Origin of the sequence: Nocardioides donggukensis, from assembly GCF_014842875.1 — a bacterium.
GTDB lineage: Bacteria > Actinomycetota > Actinomycetes > Propionibacteriales > Nocardioidaceae > Nocardioides > Nocardioides donggukensis.
The window spans coordinates 173,461-190,204 of sequence record NZ_JACYXZ010000003.1 but is presented as its reverse complement, the minus strand read 5'-3'; the positions used below and the strand labels follow the sequence as shown (position 1 = coordinate 190,204).

Below are 16,744 nucleotides of genomic sequence, written 5' to 3'. Positions count from 1 at the left end.
CGGGGTCGCACCCAGGGAGTGGAGACCCGGTCAGCTCAGCAGATGCGGTTGGACGTGCCGCTTGTTCTCGTCGCCGCGCCCGTTCGGCGTGACCCGGCCCGCGTCGCTGGCATGCCGCACCCCGGTCTCCTCCGCGGTCGCCCGCTCCAGGCGCACGATCACCGACTTCGACGTCGGCTGGTTGCTGCCCTCCGCGGTGGAGTCCAGCGGGACCAGCGGGTTGGTCTCCGGGTAGTAGGCGGCCACGCAGCCACGCGGCTGGTCGTAGGCGACGATCCGGAACTTCGGCACCTGCCGCTCCACCCCGTCCCACTCGCTGGTGATGTCGACGTAGTCGCCGTCCTCGAAGCCGTACGCCGTGATGTCGTCCGGGTGCATCAGCAGCACCCGGCGGCCCCCGGAGATGCCGCGGTAGCGGTCGTCGAGACCGTAGATCGTGGTGTTGAACTGGTCGTGGGAGCGCATCGTCTGCAGCAGCAGCCGGCCCTCCGGCACCTGCACGACGTCGATCGGGCTCACCGAGAAGATCGCCCGGTCCGCCTCGGTCGGGAAGGTCCGGGAGTCGCGTGGCGGGTGCGGCAGCACGAAGCCACCCGGCTGGCTGGCCTTCTCGTCGTACGCCGCGCAGCCGGGCACCACCCGGGCGATGGAGTGTCGGATGGTGGTGTAGTCGGAGCGGAAGTCCGACCAGGGGATGCTCGGCGCCCGGTCGCCCAGCGTCGCCTCCGCGATCGAGCAGACGATGTCGACCTCGGACCGCAGGTGGGGCGAGGCGGGCGGGAGCGGGCCGCGCGAGGTGTGCACCGCCGACATCGAGTCCTCCACGGAGACCCGCTGGTCGGTGCCGCCGGTCTGGTCCCGCTCGCTCCGTCCCAGGGCCGGGAGGATCAGCGCCTCCTCGCCGTGCACGACGTGGGAGCGGTTCAGCTTGGTCGAGACATGGACGGTCAGGTCGGCGCCCCGCATCGCCTCCTCGGTGACCGAGGTGTCCGGGGCGGCCGAGACGAAGTTGCCGCCCATCCCGATGAAGACCCGGGCGTCGCCGTCGCGGAGGGCCTTGATCGAGGCGACCGAGTCGAAGCCGTGCTCACGGGGCGGCTCGAAGCCGAACTCGTCCCGCACGCCGTCGAGGAAGTGGGCCGGCACCCGCTCCCAGATCCCCATCGTCCGGTCGCCCTGCACGTTGGAGTGCCCGCGGACCGGGCAGACCCCGGCCCCGGGCTTGCCGATGTTCCCCTGGAGCAGGGCCAGGTTGACGATCTCCTTGACCGTCGCGACGGCGTTGCGGTGCTGGGTGATGCCCATGGCCCAGCAGGTGACGCTGGCCCCGGAGTCGCGGAACATCCCGGCCGCCTCGTCGATCTCGGCCATCGTCAGCCCGGTCGTGGCGAGCACCTCGTCCCAGTCCAGCGCGGCCAGGTGGTCGGCGTACTCCTGGAAGCCGACGGTGTGCTGGTCGATGAAGCTCTCGTCGACCGCGCCCCACTCCAGCAGCCGGGCGGCGATGCCCTGCAGGAGCGCGAGGTCGCCGTTGATCCGGATCTGCAGGTAGAGGTCGGCCAGCTCGGTGCCGGGGCCCACCATGCCGCGCGGGGTCTGGGGGTTCTTGAAGCGGATCAGCCCGGCCTCCTTCAGCGGGTTGACCGCGATGATCCGCGCGCCGTTCCGCTTGGCCTGCTCGAGGGCGCTCAGCATCCGGGGGTGGTTCGTGCCCGGGTTCTGGCCCATGATCATGATCAGCTCGGCGTGGTGGACGTCGTCGAGCGACACCGACCCCTTGCCGATCCCGATCACCTCGGCGAGGCCGACCGAGGTCGACTCGTGGCACATGTTCGAGCAGTCGGGGAGGTTGTTGGTGCCGAAGGCACGGGCGAAGAGCTGGTAGGCGAACGCGGCCTCGTTGGAGGTCTTGCCGGAGGTGTAGAAGATCGCCTGGTCCGGTGAGGCCAGGCGGTTCAGGTGCCGGGCGATCGTGGCGTAGGCGTCGTCCCACGAGATCGGCTCGTAGTGGGTGCCGCCGGGTCGCAGCACCATCGGCTCGAGCAGCCGGCCCTGCTTGTTCAGCCAGTAGTCGGTGTGGTCGGCGAGTTCGGCGACCGGGTGCTCGGCGAAGAACCGTCGGTCGATGGTCTCCTTGGTCGCCTCGTCGACGACCGCCTTCGCGCCGTTCTCGCAGAACTCCGCGGTGTGCCGGTGGTCGGGGGAGGGGTCCGGCCACGCGCAGCCCTGGCAGTCGAAGCCGTCGGTCTGGTTGAGCTTGAGCAGCGTCTTCGCGGTCCGGGTGGGGCCCATCTGCTCCAGCGCCCGCTTCATGGTCACGGCCACGGCGGTCTTGCCGGCGGCGGCGTCCTCCGGCTCGCCGATGCTGATGCTCGACTCGTCGATCTCCTGGTCACGTGTCCGTCGCGTCATCGTCGCCGTCTCCTCCTGGTCGCTCCACAGTGCTCCGCCGCGGACGGTGCCCGCCCGCGGCCCTGCTCATGCCCTCTGCACGAGCTCGGCAACCATCCGGGCCACCGGTCCGGCCTGGTCCTCCTGCAGGAAGTGCTTGCCCGGCACGGTGCGGACCTCCTCCAGCCCGGCCGCCCGGCGGACCGCCTCGCCCTTGTCGGCCAGGGTCAGGGCGGGGTCGCGGGCACCCCAGACGGCCTGCACCGGGTAGCGCTCACCGGTCAGCGTGCCGAGGTAGAGCTGCTGCTTGGCGGCGGTGGTCTCGAAGCCGCGCATGATCCGCAGGAACGCCCGACCGCCGTCCCCACGCTTGAGCAGGTCCACGTAGGCGTCCAGCTCGGCGTCCGGCACGGCCGCGGCGTCGGCGATGCCCTGGCGTCGCATGAGGACCCGGAAGGCCGGCTTGCTCAGCAGGCGGAGGTACGCCTCGCCGAGCCCCCGGTGCGCGAACGGCTCCATGGACCACGGCCTGCGGAAGTCGGCCACCTCGACCATGGTGTTCAGCACGGTCAGGGACGCGATCCGGTCCGGCAGCGCGGCGGCGAGCTCGAAGCCGACCGGCCCGCCGATGTCGTGGACCACGAGGTGGAACCGGTCGAGCCCGAGCGCGTCGACGGCGGCGACCGCCCAGCGCCCCAGGCCGCTCCAGGTGTAGTCGAAGTCCTCCGGCCGCTCGGCCAGCCCCAGCCCGGGCAGGTCGAACGCGAGGCCGCGCAGCCCGTGGCCGGCCAGCTCCGGGAGCACCTTGCGGTAGAGGTAGGACGAGGCCGGGACGCCGTGCAGGCACACCACCGCCGGCCCGTCGCCGTGGTCGAGCACGAAGCTGCGGACCCCGGCCGCGGTGAAGTACCGCCCACTCGCCTCGTGGGCTCGGATCGGCTCGCTCATCCCCTGAGTGTGGCGCGGGCCGCCCCCAGCCGTCACCCCCGGGGCCGTCACCTCTGGTTCGTCGTCGAGGCCATGCCGGGACCGGAGACCCGGTCCGTCCGGGACTCCGGACCCTGCCGCACGCCGCCCGGGGCGACGAGGCTGGTGGGCGTCACCACCGTCGAGGCCGCCTGGGAGGCCGTCATGTCCGAGAGCGAGCGCACGAGGATCCTCGTGGGAGTGGGCCCGGAGCCGGACCGCACCGCCTGCCTGGAGTACGCCGCGGGCCAGGCCCGCCGCGGACGGCGCGGCGTCCACCTCGTCCACGCCATCCACCCGGTCTACCTCGGCCCGCCCGGGATGGTGCCGCTCGACGTGCCGTTCGACCGGATCCGCCGGGAGGGGGCGGACCTGCTCGCGGACGCGGCCCGCCGGGTCGAGCTCCTGCTCGCCGACGCCGAGCTGCCGGTGAGCACCGAGCTGGTCCACGGCCCGACCGTGCCGACGTTGGTCGACGCGAGCGCACGCGCCGGGCTGGTGGTGCTGCAGCGTCGTCCGCTCACCGGGCTGGCCCGGATCCTGACCATGTCCGTGACGAGCGCGGTCTCGGCGCGGGCGCACGCACCGGTCGTGACCGTGCCGTCGCGGTGGCGGCCGCCGACGACCGGGGGTGCCGACGGTGCGCGGACCGTGACCGTCGGCCTCGACGACGCGCAGGCCGGCGCCGAGGTGGTCCGGGCCGCCCTCGAGGCGGCCCGCCGCAACGGCGCCGCGCTCACCCTGCTGCACGCCTGGTGGTTCTCCGACTACGACGGAGTCGTGTTCGAGGGGCAGGCCGGGGTGGAGCACACGGCCGCGATCCGGCAGCGGCTGGCCGACGACCTGGCCCCCCTCCTGGCCGAGTATCCCGACGTCGCCACCGAGCTGGTCGTCCGGCACGCCCACGCCGCCGACGCCCTGGTCGCGGGGACCGGGGCGACGGAGCTGCTCGTGGTCGGTCGGCACCACCCCCGCCTCCCCTTCGGCTCCCACCTCGGGCCGATCACCAGGGCCGTGCTGCGCGAGTCCGCCTGCCCGGTGCTGGTCGTGGAGCCGCGGCCGGCCGGCGACCATGGGACGGGCGCCCCGCGCGACCGGTCGGAGGAGGCCGTCCGTGCGTGACTGGATCGCTCTGGACCCCTCGGAGTGCGAGTCCCTGCTGCGGGCCGGGGTGGTCGGCCGGATGGCCGTCTTCGACGGGACCCGACCCCACATCCTCCCGCTCAACTACGCGGTCGTGGGCGACGCGCTGCTGGTGCGCACGGGCGCCGACTCCCTGCTCGCCAGGCTGCCGGACCGGACGCCGCTCGCCTTCGAGGTCGACGCGCTCGACCACGACGGGCACCGCGGCTGGAGCGTCGTCGCGCACGGCCGCTCCGAGCGGATCGACTCCCTGGACGAGGTCGACCGGCTGGACCGGGGCCGGGGCCCGCGCCCGTGGGTGGCCGGCACCCGTCCGCACCACCTGCGGCTGCGCTGGAGCTCCCTGACCGGCTACCGACTCGGCACCGGCTGGGACCTCCGGGCGGCGATGCCCGTGCGGCGGGCCGAGTGATCCCCGGGGGTAGGTTCGTGTCCATGACCGACCAGGAGGACCAGGCCCGCGGCATCCGGGTCTACCTGCTCGACGACCACGAGATCGTCCGGCACGGCCTGCGCGAGCTGCTCGAGGCGGAGGGCGACATCGAGGTCGTCGGCGAGTCCGGGCTGGCCGCGGAGGCGGCCCGCCGGATCCCGGCACTGAGACCGGACGTGGCGGTCCTCGACGGACGGCTTCCCGACGGCTCGGGCATCGACGTCTGCCGCGAGGTCCGCTCCCGCGACCCGCGGATCGCGGCGCTCATCCTCACCTCGTACGACGACGACGACGCGCTCTTCTCCGCGATCATGGCCGGCGCCGCGGGCTACGTCCTGAAGCAGGTGCGCGGCACGGATCTCGTCGACAGCATCCGGCGGGTGGCGGCGGGCCAGTCGATGCTGGACCCGGCGGTCACCAGCCAGGTCCTCGAGCGGTTGCGCAGCGGGCCGCCGCAGGACGGACCGCTGGCCGAGCTCACCGGCCAGGAGCGCAGGATCCTCGACCTGATCAGCGAGGGCCTGACGAACCGCCAGATCGCCGAGTCGATGCACCTCGCCGAGAAGACCGTCAAGAACTACGTCTCCTCGCTGCTGGCCAAGCTCGGCCTGGAGAGCCGCACCCAGGCCGCGATCTTCGCCACCCGGAACCGGCGGGCCTGACCTGCGCCTGACCCGGTGCGCCTGACCCCGGTGGGCCTGACCCCGGCGAGTCAGCTGGGCAGCAGCCGGCGGCCGGTCACCCGGGTGGCCTCGACGACCAGGTCCAGGGTCCGGGGACCGGCCGGCCAGGTGTCGGGGGCGGTCCAGGCCTCGGGACGATCCTCGGTGGGGTACACCAGCCGCGCGGTGCCCCGGACCAGGACGCTCCACCCGGAGCGGGTGAAGTCGTCGAGGTCGTCGACCTCGAACGCCACCGCCCGGCCGTCGCCCTCCCGCGCCATCGTCGAGTAGGCAGTGGTGCGCACCCACACGGCACCGTCGGCGGCCGTGAAGTTCACCGGGATCACGGTCTGACCGTCCGCGGCCGACCACGCGATGCGCCCGACCGCGCGGGTCGCCAGGAGCTGCCAGCACTCCTCGGGATCCAGCTCGACGATCCGCCCGCCCTCCCAGATGCTCGTGCCGCTCATGATGCTGCTCCCTTCCGGTGGCGTCCCCGGTCCCGGGGCGTGGGACCAGCCTCCGCCAGTGCCGACCTGCGCGGCAGTCCCGTTCGTCCCCCGCGGCACGGGACCTTCGACCCGGAGCCACGGGGGTCGGTGTTGGTACGTTCCCCCTGAGGCCCCGACGCGATGTCCGGAGGCGCGACCCCGGAGGGAGGACCAGTGACCGGGACCGGCTCCCCCTCGGCGCTGCCACCGCTGCTGCTCGACGCCGTGGTCTCGGTGGCCGGGGACCTCTCGCTGGACGGGGTGCTCGCGCGCATCGTCGAGGCGGCCAGCGCCCTGGCCGGCGCCCGGTACGCCGCCCTCGGCGTGCTCGGCAGCGGGCCGGAACGGCGGTTGCGGACCTTCGTCCACCACGGGATGGGCCCCGAGGTGGTCACCGAGATCGGCGACCTGCCGACCGGCCACGGACTCCTCGGGCTGATCATCGACCGACCCGAGCCGCTGAGGCTGCACGACATCGCCGAGCACCCGGCGTCGTACGGGTTCCCGCCGCACCACCCGCCCATGCGCTCCTTCCTCGGCGTGCCGGTGCGGATCCGGGGCCGGGTGTTCGGGAACCTCTACCTCACCGAGAAGGCCGGGGAGGGGGACTTCACCGAGGAGGACGAGCGGGTCGTCGTCGCGCTCGCCGCGGCGGCCGGCGTCGCGATCGAGAACGCCCGCCTCTACGAGGAGGCGGCCCAGCGGGAGCGGTGGCTGGCCGCCACCGCCGAGATCACCCGGATCCTGGCCACCGCCGGCCCCGGCCGCACCGCGTTGCAGGTGGTGGCCGACCACGCGCGTCGAGCCTCCGGTGCCGACGCCGCCGGCGTCGTGGTGGGACCGGTGTCGGGCCCGCTCGCCCTCGCGGCCGTGGCCGGGAGCCACCCGGGGCTGGCCCTCCTCGGGCATCCGACCGGCGAGGACGACCCCTTGCGGGAGGTGCTGCGCACCGGCGCGCCGGTGCGCACCGAGCTGTCCGGCCCGGCGGTCCTGGTGCCGCTGCCGGGTGAGCGGGACGGATCGCGCGACGGGACGCGTAGCGGGCCACGGAGCGGGCCTAGGAACGGGGGAGTCCTCGCACTGGCCTGGACCGACGACCGGCACGAGCACGCCCGGGCGCTGGACCCGCAGCTGGCCGTGGCCTTCGCCGAGCAGGCCGCCCTGGCCCTGGAGGTCTCCCGCGCCCGGGCCGACCAGCAGAGGCTGGCGGTCTTCGAGGACCGGGACCGGATCGGGCGGGACCTGCACGACCTGGTCATCCAACGGCTCTTCGCCACGGGGCTGACGCTGCAGAGCGCTGCCCGGCTCAGCGACCGACCCGACGTCACCGAGCGTCTCGAGCGGTCCGTCGACGAGCTCGACGCCACGATCCGCGACATCCGACGGTCGATCTACGAGCTCGGCGCGGCGGACGCCGACGCCGACCTCCAGACCGAGGTCACCCGTCTGGTCGACCGGGCGGCCGCGGCCCTCCAGGCGAGACCTGGCCTGCGCTTCGACGGTCCGGTCCGGACCGGGGTGCCGGACGAGGTGGCACCCCACCTGCTCGCGGTGCTCGGCGAGGCGCTCTCCAACGCCACCCGGCACGCCTCGGCGAACGAGGTGTCCGTCGAGCTGAGCGTCGGCGACCAGGTGCGCCTGGTCGTCACCGACGACGGGGTGGGCCTGCCCGAGAACGCGCCGCACCGCGGACTGCTCAACCTCCGGGAGCGCGCCGAGCGGCTGGGGGGCCGGTTCCTCGTCGAGTCGGCCCCCGGGGCGGGCACCCGGTTGGTCTGGCAGGTCCCGGCCGGGGGATGACGGCCCCGCCCGGGTCGGGCTGCCGGGCCCTGCCAGGTCTGGTGTCCCCGCTCACGGTGACGGGACGACCGCCACCGGGATCTCGCTGTGGTGCAGCACGGCCCGGGCGACCGAGCCGAGCGTGAACCCGGCCCGCCCCTCGTGCTGGCGGCCGAGCACCAGCAGCTGCGCGGCCGCGGCCCGGTCGAGCAGGACGTCGGCGGGGTGCCCCTCGGACTCCACCGCTCCGACGGTCACGTCGGGGAACTCCTCCCTCAAAGGAGCCAGCGCGGCCTCCACCTGCCCGGCCCCGCGCTCGGCGCGCATCCGGTAGGCCGGGCCGGACAGCGAGGGGTCCCAGACCAGGATCGGGTCGATGTGGATGGCGTGCACCACCAAGAGCGGCGCCCGGCGGGCTCGGGCCTGCGCCAGGGCGAAGCGCAGCACGGCCGGCTCGGGGTCCTCCGCGCGCACGCCGACGACCACCGGGGTGTCCGCGGCACGGTCCTCCTGCCAGGAGTCGGGCACCACGACGACCGGGACCCGGGACCGCCCGGCGACGGCGATCGAGGTCGAGCCGATCAGCAGCCGGCCGAACGTGCCCAGCCCCCGCTTGCCGACCACGAGCTCGGCCTGGTCCTCGGAGTGCTCGAGCAGCGTCGTGGCGGCCGGGCCGACGCGCACGTCGCGCGCGAGGTCGAGCTCCGGGTGCTGCTCGTGCAGTCGGGCGTGGATGCCGTTGAGCACCTGCCACTGGAGCTCGTCGTCCCCGCCGGTCCCGTGCCGCGGCACCGGGAACGCGTAGTCGTCGATGACCGCGAGCAGTCGCAGCGGACGCCCGCTCCGCGTCGCCTCGGCCACGGCGTACCCGATGGCGGCCCTGTTCTGCTCGGAGCCGTCGACCGCCACCACCACGGCCAGGCCCGGGGCGGTCCAGTCGACGACCGAGTGCCGGGTCCTGATCCGGGTGCTCATCGCAGCGCCTCGTGGCTCCGGACGACCGACGTCCGGGCCCAGTGCCGGCCCAGGCCCCACGTGTCGCCGGCCGCGGTGAGCGCGAGCACCACCAGCGTCATCGCGCCGAGCAGGTGCTCGTCGAGGAAGGGGTGGTTCGCCGGCGGCAGGACGACGCTCCACATGAGCACGTACATCAGCGCCCCGGCAGCACAGCCGACCCGCATCGCGACGCCGAAGGTCAGGCTGATCCCGACGCCGAGCAGCCCGGCCATGAACAGCCAGTCCGCCCAGGCGGCACCGGCGATGCCGCGGTAGGCCTCGGCGAACGGCCCGTCCGGCGAGAAGGTGAGGTAGCCCTCGGTGGGGCTGCCGCCGTTCACCCAGGCGGCCGGCCCGAACCGGTCGAGCACCCCCTGCTGGTCGTAGCCGGTGCCGAAGCCCAGGGCGAAGGTCTTGTCGAGGAACGCCCACAGGAACGTCAGCCCGAAGCCCAGGCGCAGCACGGCCAGGGCGCGGCGGGTGGTGCGGTCCAGCCCGGCTGTCTCGCCGGGTGCGCTCGGGGCCTCGTGGCCGGCACGGTGGTTCAGGACGGACATGACAGGTCGCCTCCTAGGTGGGTGGTCGGTTCCCCTCCAGCCAACCGCCCGGGTGACGCCCGCCTCAGGGGCGCAGGGCCACTCCTGTCGGGACCTTCGTCCCCGTGCGCGTCTCACGCCTCGGGATTCCGGGCGATCTCAGCACCGGTCCAATCCGGTCGGCGCGGGGTGACGAACCTCATAGTGGCGACCGTCTCCAGACAGGGAGGTCGAAGGGTCGAGTCGAACGCGCCCGGGTCCACGCCGCCTGACGCCGTTCTGGTCCTCATCCGCCTGCTCCGGAGCAGGCGGTTCACAGATGGAAGGATCCTCATGAACAGCATCACCCCACCCTCACCGCGCTGGGCACCGTCCCGTCGCGGAGTGGTCGCCATCACGGCGGCCGGAGGAATGCTCGCCTCGGTCGGCCTGGCCGGCCTGGGCCCGGTCGGCGCCTCGGCGTCGAGCCACCGTGAGGCGCCACTGATCGCCGGCGCACCGCAGTACGACACGACCGACGTCTACGCGTTCCGCAGCCCGGACCGGAAGAACGCCGTCACCCTGGTGGCCAACTGGCTGCCGTTCTCCGAGCCGGCCGGCGGACCGAACTTCTACTCGTTCGCCACCGACGCCCGCTACAACGTCAAGATCGACAACGACGGGGACGCCAAGCCCGAGATCACCTACCGGTGGACCTTCAAGGACCACTACCGCTCCGGCGACACCTTCCTCTACGCCAACGGCGAGGTCGACTCGCTGCGGGACGAGAACCTGAACTACTACCAGACCTACCGGCTGGTGCGGCTCAAGGACAAGGGCAACCGGATCAAGAAGAAGGTCCTGGTGAAGTCGCGGCGGGTGGCGCCGTCGAACGTCGGCGAGGCCACGATGCCGAACTACGAGGCGCTGCGCGACGAGGCCACCACCGAGGTGCAGGTGCGGGGCAAGACCCTGCGCTCGTTCGCCGGACAGGCCGAGGACCCGTTCTTCCTCGACCTGAGGGTCTTCGACCTGCTCTACGGCGGTGACTTCTCCGAGTCCGGGGACGACACCCTGGCCGGCTTCAACGTCAACTCGGTCGCCCTCCAGGTGCCGCGTCGTCAGCTGGCCAAGAAGAAGAAGGTGCAGCGGAACCCGATCGTGGGCATCTGGTCCACCACGGACCGCCGTGGCGTCGACGGCAGCTACCGCCAGGTCTCGCGCCTGGGGATGCCGCTGGTCAACGAGGTCGTCATCCCGGTCAAGGACAAGGACAAGTTCAACGCGTCCAGCCCGGCCGGTGACGGTCAGTTCCTCGACTACGTGACGAAGCCCGAGCTGCCGAAGCTCATCGAGGCCGTGTACGGGATCGAGGCTCCGGAGGAGCCCCGCAACGACCTGGTCCAGGTGTTCCTGACCGGTGTCGAGGGTCTCAACCAGCCGCGGAACGTGACGCCCAGCGAGCAGCTGCGGCTGAACATGACGACGCCGATCACGTCCGACGCTGAGAAGAGCCGGCTCGGGGTCATCGGGGGCGACAACCAGGGCTTCCCGAACGGTCGCCGCCTGGACGACGACGTCATCGACATCGCACTGCAGGTGGTCGAGGGTGAGCTCGTGGGCAACGAGAACGACCTCAGTGACGGCGTCGACCAGAACGACGTCGACTTCTCCGGCACCTTCCCCTACCTCGCCCTCCCGGCGAGCGGGAGCGACCCGAACCCGCACCCCGGGGGCGGTCCGGTGGCGAAGCAGTCCGGCTCGAGTGAGCAGTCGATGACCGAGCAGGTGGCCCCGGCCTCCGCCCTGGCCATCGGCCTGCTCGCCATGGGTGCCGGTGCGGCGGGCATGGTCCGCCGTCGCCGAGCCACCTCGTAACGGCACGACTCCACAGTCGGTGCCGGCCGCACGGGCCATCGGTCCGTGCGGTCGGCACCGCGGGGAAGGGAACCCATGTACCGCCTGATCTGGGTCGGCGCCATCGCCCTCGTGCTGTCCGTCTCCGGCGCGATCGGCCTGGTCCGCGGCGCCGACGACACCGCTCCGGCTCCGGCGACCGCGCAGCCCGCCGACCTCGGGACCGCCGGCCGCGACACGCTGACGACGTACGTCTCCTCGCTCCAGGACCGCCTGCGGCGACTGCCCGACGATGAGCTCGCCTGGGCCCGACTCGGGCTCGGCTACGTCGAGCTGGCCCGGGTGAGCGGCAACCCCGGGCTCTACGAGCAGGCCGACGAGGCGATCGCCACCTCGCTGTCCCTGCAGTCCGGGGGCAACGCCCCGGCCCACGCCGCGCGGGCCGCCCTCTCGGCCGCCCGCCACGACTTCTCCGACTCCCTCGCCGCCGCCGACCGGGCGCTGGCGATCAACCCCTACGACGCCGCCGCCCTGGCCGTCCGGGTCGACGCGCTGGCCGAGCTGGGCCGGTACGACGCCCAGCTGCGGGCCCTGCGCACTGCGGACCGGCGCCAGCCGGGCGTCCCGGTCGCCGCCCGCTACGCCTACGCGATGGAGCTGCGCGGACGCCTCGACGAGGCCGCCCGGATCCTGCGCCGGTCCGTGCGGACGCCCCAGGCCGCCGACCGCTCCTTCCTGCTCACGCTGCTCTCCGAGGTCGAGCGCCGCCGCGGCCGGCCGGCCGACGCCCGCCGGATCGCCCTGCAGGCGCTGGAGCAGGCCCCGACCAACGTCGCCGCGCGGGTCGCCCTCGCCCGGGCGCTCGTGGCCGACCGGCGCTGGTCGCGGGCGAGCGCCGAGTGGGAGCAGGTGGTCGAGACGCTGCCGCTGCCGGAGTACCAGGTCGAGCTCGGCGAGCTGCACGAGCTGCGCGACCGCACCGAGCAGGCCGAGGAGCAGTACGCCGTGGTCGCCACCACCAACGCCGCCTTTGCCAGCGGCGGCGTCAACACCGACCTCGAGAGCGCGCTGTTCGAGGCCGACCACGGCGACACCGGTGCCGCGGTGGTCTCGGCCCGGGCCGAGTGGGACCGGCGCAAGAGCGTGCTGGTCGCCGACGTGCTTGCCTGGTCGCTGCACCGGGACGGCGACTCGCGGGAGGCCCTGGGCCTGGCCCGCACCGCCACCCGACTCGGCACCGCCGAGAGCCGGCTGTGGCTGCACCGCGGTCTGATCGAGGCCGAGTTGGGTCTCGACGGCCAGGCCCGCGACCACCTGCGTCGCGGTCTCGACCTGGACCGCGGCACCGCCCTGCTGCTGACCCGGGACGCCCGGGCCGCCCTGGACCGGCTGGAGGCCCGGGCGTGAGGCGGCACCTGGCCCGGGTCCTGCTGCTGCTCGGCGCGCTGCTGGCCGTCGGCTCGGTCGCCGCGCCCGCCTCCGCGCACCCGCTCGGCAACTTCACGGTCAACCGCTACAGCGGGATCGTGGTCGGTCAGGACGAGGTCGTCGTCGACCACGTGATCGACCTCGCCGAGGTGCCCACCGCCCAGCTCGGGAAGCGGATCGACGACCTCCCGGCCCTCGCCGCCGACCGGTGCGCCGAGGCCGGGGACGCGATGACGCTGACCGTCGGCACGACGGCGGTCGGGCTCACGGTCACCGAGGCCCGCGCCGGCACCGAGCCGGGAGAGGCAGGTCTCCCGGTGACCCGGATCGTCTGCCGGATGACCGGCTCCGCCGAGGTCCTCGACGACGGCACCCAGGTGCGGCTCGAGGACGCCTCGGCGCCCGGGCAGGTCGGCTGGCGGGAGATGACCGCGGTCGGGGACCGGGTCACCCTGGACGACACCGACGTGCCGGCCGACAGCGTCACCGACCGGCTCCAGGCCTACCCGGAGGACCTGCTCTCCTCGCCGCTGTCCGTCACCACGGCCTCGCTGACGGTCTCCCCCGGAGGGTCGGCCGCCCCCGTCGACGCCGACCCGTTGGGGGACGTGCCCCAGGCCGATCGCGGCTGGCTGGCCGAGCGCATGGACGCCCTGGTGGCCCGCGACGGCGTGCTAGCCGGGGGCCTGGCGATCCTGCTCGCGGTGGTGCTCGGCGCCAGCCACGCCGTCGCTCCCGGGCACGGCAAGACCGTCATGGCCTTCTACCTCGTCCAGGGCACGGGCTCGGCCTGGCGCTCCGCGGTGGCGGTCGGCTGCAGCGTGACCCTCGCGCACACCGGCTCGGTGCTGCTGTTCGCCGCGCTGGTCAGCCTCGGCACGGCGTTCGTCCCGGCCCAGGCGTATCCGTACCTCACCCTCGCCACCGGGATCCTGATCGCCGTGATCGGCGCCTCGCTGCTGCGCAAGGCGATTCGGCGTCGGGGGAGCGAGGGGCACGAGCACGGCCACGGGCACGGGCATGGGCATGGGCACGGGCACGGGCACGGGCATGGGCACGGGCACGGGCATGGGCATGGGCACGGGCACGGTGCTGCCGCGGCCGAGGCGTCGTCCGGCGACGTCCTCACCACCACGGCCGCGCCCTCCGGCGGGTCGGGGCCGGAGACCCAGGCAGGGACCGTGCCGGGGACTGGGCCGGCGACCGGGCGGGCGACTGGGCCAGTCACTGGGCCGGCGACCGGCGGACGCTGGCAGCCGTGGACGATGGGACTGGCCGGTGGGCTGGTCCCCAGCCCGTCCGCGCTGCTGCTCATGCTGGCCGCGGTCGCGCTGGGCAAGGCATGGTTCGGCGGACTGCTCGTGCTGGCGTTTGGGGTCGGGATGGCGTTCACGCTGGCCGCCGCCGGGCTGCTGGCCCGCGGCATCGTCGACCGCCTCGAGCGCACCCTGCAGGGCACCGGCCGGTTCCCGGCGTCGGTGCGTCAGTGGCTCTCGTACGGCGCCGCCGCCGGTGTGCTCGCGATCGGCACCGGACTGGTCATCCGGACGCTGGTGACGCTGCTCTGACCTGGTCCGGACCCGGTCCGGCCCCGCGTCGCGACAACGCCTCGGAGACGACGTACTCGGCGATCGCGAGCGACGAGGTGGCGCCGGGGGACGGGGCGTTGCGCACGTGCAGCACCCGGTCGGTGCCGGTGATGACGAAGTCGTCGACCAGGCGACCGGTGCCGTCCATCGCCTGGGCCCGGACGCCGCGCGGGCCGCGGACCACCCCCTCGGGGTCGATCGCGGGCACGTAGCGCCGGGCCTCGTCGATGAACGAGCGGCTGCTGGCCGCCGTCCGGGCCTCGCGGACCGCGGCCGGGACGTTGCGGGCGGCGAACCGCCAGAAGCCCGGGAAGCCGACCGCCTCGGCCAGGTCCCGGACGTCGTACCGACGAGCGGCCGGCCGGTCCCGGTAGGCCTCGCGGCGCGGCGCCAGGAAGGCGTTCGGCCCGAGCAGCACGGAGCCGTCCACGTGCCGGGTCAGGTGCACGCCGAGGAACGGGTAGCGGGGGTCGGGGACCGGGTAGACCAGCCCGTTCACCAGGTCCCGCTGCTCGGGCGGGAGCAGGTAGTAGTCGCCCGTGAACGGCACGATCCGCGGCTCGGCGCTCTCCCCGGAGCGGCGTGCCAGCCGGTCCGAGTGCAGGCCGGCGCAGGCGATCACCAGGTCGAAGGCCTCCAGCCCGGAGGACTCGGGCCCGGCGGACTCGAGCACCACCTCCGCACCCCGCTGGCGCAGGGCCGTGACCGACCGGCCGAGCCGGATCTCGCCACCGGCCTCACGCAGCTCGTCGGCGAGCGCGTCGGTCACGCCGGGGAAGTCGATGATGCCGGTGTGGGGGGAGTGCAGCGCCCGCAGGCCGACCGCGTGCGGCTCCACCTCGGCGATCCGGTCGCGGTCCAGCATCCGCAGCCCGGGCACCCCGTTGGCCCGGGCCCGGTCGTGGATGGCGTCGAGCCGCGCCAGCTCGGAGTCGTCGAGGGCGACCACGATCTTGCCGCACTCCTCGTGCCGGATGCCGTGCCGCTCGGCGAACTCGGTGAGCAGCCCCACCCCGCGTCGGCACAGCCGGGCCTTCAGGCTGCCGGGCGGGTAGTAGAGCCCGGCGTGCACGACCCCGCTGTTGTGGCCGGTCTGGTGCGCCGCCAGCCGGTCCTCCTTCTCGAACAGCGTCACCGAGACGCCCGGCACCTCCCGGGCGAGCCGGCGGGCGACCGCCGTGCCGATGATGCCGCCACCGACGACGGCGGCCCGGAGTGCGCTCACCGGAACGCCGGCTGGCCGGTGAGGGCCTGGCCGATGACCAGCTGGTGGACCTCGCTGGTGCCCTCGTAGGTGAGCACCGACTCGAGGTTGTTGGCGTGCCGCATGATCGGGTACTCCAGCGTGATCCCGGCGGCGCCGAGGATCGTCCGGCACTCCCGCGCGATCGCGATCGACTCGCGCACGGTGTTGAGCTTGCCGAGGCTGACCTGGTGGGGGGCGAGACCCTCGCCGTCCTTGAGCCGGCCGAGGTGCAGCGCCAGCAGCATGCCCTTGCCGAGCTCGAGGCTCATGTCCGCGAGCTTGGCCTGGGTGAGCTGGAAGCCCGAGAGCGGACGGCCGAAGAGCTGTCGTTCGCGGGCATAGGCGATCGCGGTCTCCAGGCAGTCCCGGGCCGCGCCGAGGGCCCCGAAGATGATCCCGAACCGGGCCTCGTTGAGGCAGGACAGCGGACCGGAGAGCCCGGCCGCCTCGGGCAGCATCGCCGAGGCCGGCAGCCGCACCTCCTCCAGCACCAGCTCGGAGGTGACCGAGGCCCGCAGCGACATCTTCCTGGTGATCTCGGGGGCGCTGAAGCCGGACGTCCCGGTCGGCACCACGAAGCCGCGGATGCCGGCGTGCTCGCCGGCCTCGACCCGCGCCCAGACCACGGCGACGTCGGCCACCGAGCCGTTGGTGATCCACATCTTCGACCCCGACAGCACCCAGTCGGTGCCGTCCTGACGAGCCCGCGTCCGCATCGCGCCGGGGTCGGAGCCGGCGTCAGGCTCGGTCAGCCCGAAGCAGCCGATGGCCTCCCCGGCGGCCATCCGCGGGAGCCACTCCTGCTTCTGCTCCTCGCTGCCCCAGCGCCAGATGGCGTACATCGCCAGGGAGCCCTGCACCGAGACCAGCGACCGCAGGCCGGAGTCGCCGGCCTCCAGCTCCAGGCAGGCCAGGCCGTACGCCGTCGCGCTGGTGCCGGCGCAGCCGTACCCCTCGAGGTGCATGCCCAGGACCCCGAGCGAGCCCAGCTCCTTGGCGAGGTCCCGCACCGGCAGCTCCGCCGCCTCGTACCACCCGGCGACCTCGGGGCGCACCCGGTCGGTGACGAACCGGCGCACGGTGTCCCGGATCGCCCGCTCCTCCTCGGACAGCAGGCCGTCGATCGCGAAGATCCCGAGCGGGGTCTGGGGGGTGGTCATCGAGGTCCTCCTGGGTCGTGCCGCCACGGTCGTGGTGCGTCCAGACAGGATGACACCGGTCGCCCCCGAAGACAGCCCCTGCCGGGCG

Annotated in this window: 14 protein-coding genes; 7 read left to right on the top strand and 7 right to left on the bottom strand. The window is 73.9% G+C overall.

What is annotated here, in order from left to right; genetic code table 11:
• Window positions 1-30 precede the first annotated feature (30 nt).
• A complete protein-coding gene (locus IE331_RS11140; RefSeq protein WP_192143516.1) occupies window positions 31-2,412 on the bottom strand; it encodes an FdhF/YdeP family oxidoreductase in 2,382 nt (793 codons plus the stop codon).
• A gap of 66 nt (window positions 2,413-2,478) precedes the next feature.
• A complete protein-coding gene (locus IE331_RS16760; protein ID WP_192143515.1) occupies window positions 2,479-3,339 on the bottom strand; it encodes an alpha/beta fold hydrolase in 861 nt (286 codons plus the stop codon).
• Between the two features lie 144 nt (window positions 3,340-3,483).
• On the opposite strand from IE331_RS16760, the gene IE331_RS11130 reads away from it, so the two are divergent.
• From IE331_RS11130 to IE331_RS11120, 3 genes are read left to right on the top strand one after another with little or no spacing between them, the layout of a single operon-like run.
• Window positions 3,484-4,479, top strand: a complete 996-nt coding sequence (locus tag IE331_RS11130; RefSeq protein ID WP_192143514.1) for a universal stress protein — start codon at window positions 3,484-3,486, stop codon at window positions 4,477-4,479.
• Window positions 4,472-4,912: a pyridoxamine 5'-phosphate oxidase family protein gene (locus tag IE331_RS11125; protein WP_192143513.1), complete on the top strand. Its 441-nt coding sequence runs from the start codon at window positions 4,472-4,474 to the stop codon at window positions 4,910-4,912. The genes IE331_RS11130 and IE331_RS11125 overlap by 8 nt, the downstream gene beginning before the upstream one ends.
• Window positions 4,913-4,935: 23 nt before the next feature.
• Window positions 4,936-5,595, top strand: coding sequence for a response regulator (locus IE331_RS11120; protein WP_192143512.1), 660 nt, complete (start codon window positions 4,936-4,938; stop codon window positions 5,593-5,595).
• A gap of 50 nt (window positions 5,596-5,645) precedes the next feature.
• Here the strand turns inward: IE331_RS11120 and IE331_RS11115 are convergent, their stop codons facing one another.
• A complete protein-coding gene (locus tag IE331_RS11115) occupies window positions 5,646-6,065 on the bottom strand; it encodes a pyridoxamine 5'-phosphate oxidase family protein (RefSeq protein ID WP_192143511.1) in 420 nt (139 codons plus the stop codon).
• A gap of 195 nt (window positions 6,066-6,260) precedes the next feature.
• Here IE331_RS11115 and IE331_RS11110 point away from each other — a divergent pair, with 195 nt between their 5' ends.
• Window positions 6,261-7,886, top strand: coding sequence for a GAF domain-containing sensor histidine kinase (locus IE331_RS11110; protein ID WP_201931634.1), 1,626 nt, complete (start codon window positions 6,261-6,263; stop codon window positions 7,884-7,886).
• Window positions 7,887-7,937: 51 nt separating this feature from the next.
• Here the strand turns inward: IE331_RS11110 and IE331_RS11105 are convergent, their stop codons facing one another.
• Entirely contained in the window at window positions 7,938-8,840 is a 903-nt protein-coding gene (locus tag IE331_RS11105) for a universal stress protein (protein ID WP_192143509.1), read from the bottom strand.
• Window positions 8,837-9,418, bottom strand: coding sequence for a hypothetical protein (locus IE331_RS11100; RefSeq protein ID WP_192143508.1), 582 nt, complete (start codon window positions 9,416-9,418; stop codon window positions 8,837-8,839). Before IE331_RS11100 ends, IE331_RS11105 begins: the two co-directional genes overlap by 4 nt.
• 312 nt (window positions 9,419-9,730) lie before the next feature.
• Between IE331_RS11100 and IE331_RS11095 the strand changes: the two genes are divergently transcribed.
• The 3 genes from IE331_RS11095 to IE331_RS11085 all read left to right on the top strand — a co-directional run bounded on the left by IE331_RS11095 (window position 9,731) and on the right by IE331_RS11085 (window position 14,229).
• Complete coding sequence (locus IE331_RS11095) at window positions 9,731-11,254, top strand: DUF4331 domain-containing protein (protein WP_192143507.1); 1,524 nt, start codon at window positions 9,731-9,733, stop codon at window positions 11,252-11,254.
• Between the two features lie 75 nt (window positions 11,255-11,329).
• Entirely contained in the window at window positions 11,330-12,640 is a 1,311-nt protein-coding gene (locus IE331_RS11090; RefSeq protein WP_192143506.1) for a tetratricopeptide repeat protein, read from the top strand.
• Complete coding sequence (locus tag IE331_RS11085; RefSeq protein ID WP_192143505.1) at window positions 12,637-14,229, top strand: High-affinity nickel-transporter; 1,593 nt, start codon at window positions 12,637-12,639, stop codon at window positions 14,227-14,229. Before IE331_RS11090 ends, IE331_RS11085 begins: the two co-directional genes overlap by 4 nt.
• On the opposite strand, the gene lhgO is transcribed toward IE331_RS11085, so the two are convergent.
• On the bottom strand, window positions 14,201-15,475 hold the full coding sequence (gene lhgO / locus IE331_RS11080) for an L-2-hydroxyglutarate oxidase (protein WP_192143504.1): 1,275 nt from the start codon (window positions 15,473-15,475) through the stop codon (window positions 14,201-14,203). The two genes, IE331_RS11085 and lhgO, sit on opposite strands and share 29 nt — an antisense overlap.
• Entirely contained in the window at window positions 15,472-16,656 is a 1,185-nt protein-coding gene (locus IE331_RS11075; protein WP_192143503.1) for an acyl-CoA dehydrogenase family protein, read from the bottom strand. Before IE331_RS11075 ends, lhgO begins: the two co-directional genes overlap by 4 nt.
• Window positions 16,657-16,744: the final 88 nt, after the last annotated feature.

Excerpts from the sequence above, each read along its gene's own strand:
- IE331_RS11115 (WP_192143511.1), bottom strand. The coding sequence starts at position 6,065 with ATGAGCGGCACGAGCATCTGGGAGGGCGGGCGGATCGTCGAGCTGGAT.
- IE331_RS11105 (WP_192143509.1), bottom strand. The coding sequence starts at position 8,840 with ATGAGCACCCGGATCAGGACCCGGCACTCGGTCGTCGACTGGACCGCC.
- IE331_RS11095 (WP_192143507.1), top strand. The coding sequence starts at position 9,731 with ATGAACAGCATCACCCCACCCTCACCGCGCTGGGCACCGTCCCGTCGC.
- IE331_RS11140 (WP_192143516.1), bottom strand. The coding sequence starts at position 2,412 with ATGACGCGACGGACACGTGACCAGGAGATCGACGAGTCGAGCATCAGC.
- IE331_RS11120 (WP_192143512.1), top strand. The coding sequence starts at position 4,936 with ATGACCGACCAGGAGGACCAGGCCCGCGGCATCCGGGTCTACCTGCTC.
- IE331_RS11100 (WP_192143508.1), bottom strand. The coding sequence starts at position 9,418 with ATGTCCGTCCTGAACCACCGTGCCGGCCACGAGGCCCCGAGCGCACCC.
- IE331_RS11075 (WP_192143503.1), bottom strand. The coding sequence starts at position 16,656 with ATGACCACCCCCCAGACCCCGCTCGGGATCTTCGCGATCGACGGCCTG.
- IE331_RS11090 (WP_192143506.1), top strand. The coding sequence starts at position 11,330 with ATGTACCGCCTGATCTGGGTCGGCGCCATCGCCCTCGTGCTGTCCGTC.
- IE331_RS16760 (WP_192143515.1), bottom strand. The coding sequence starts at position 3,339 with ATGAGCGAGCCGATCCGAGCCCACGAGGCGAGTGGGCGGTACTTCACC.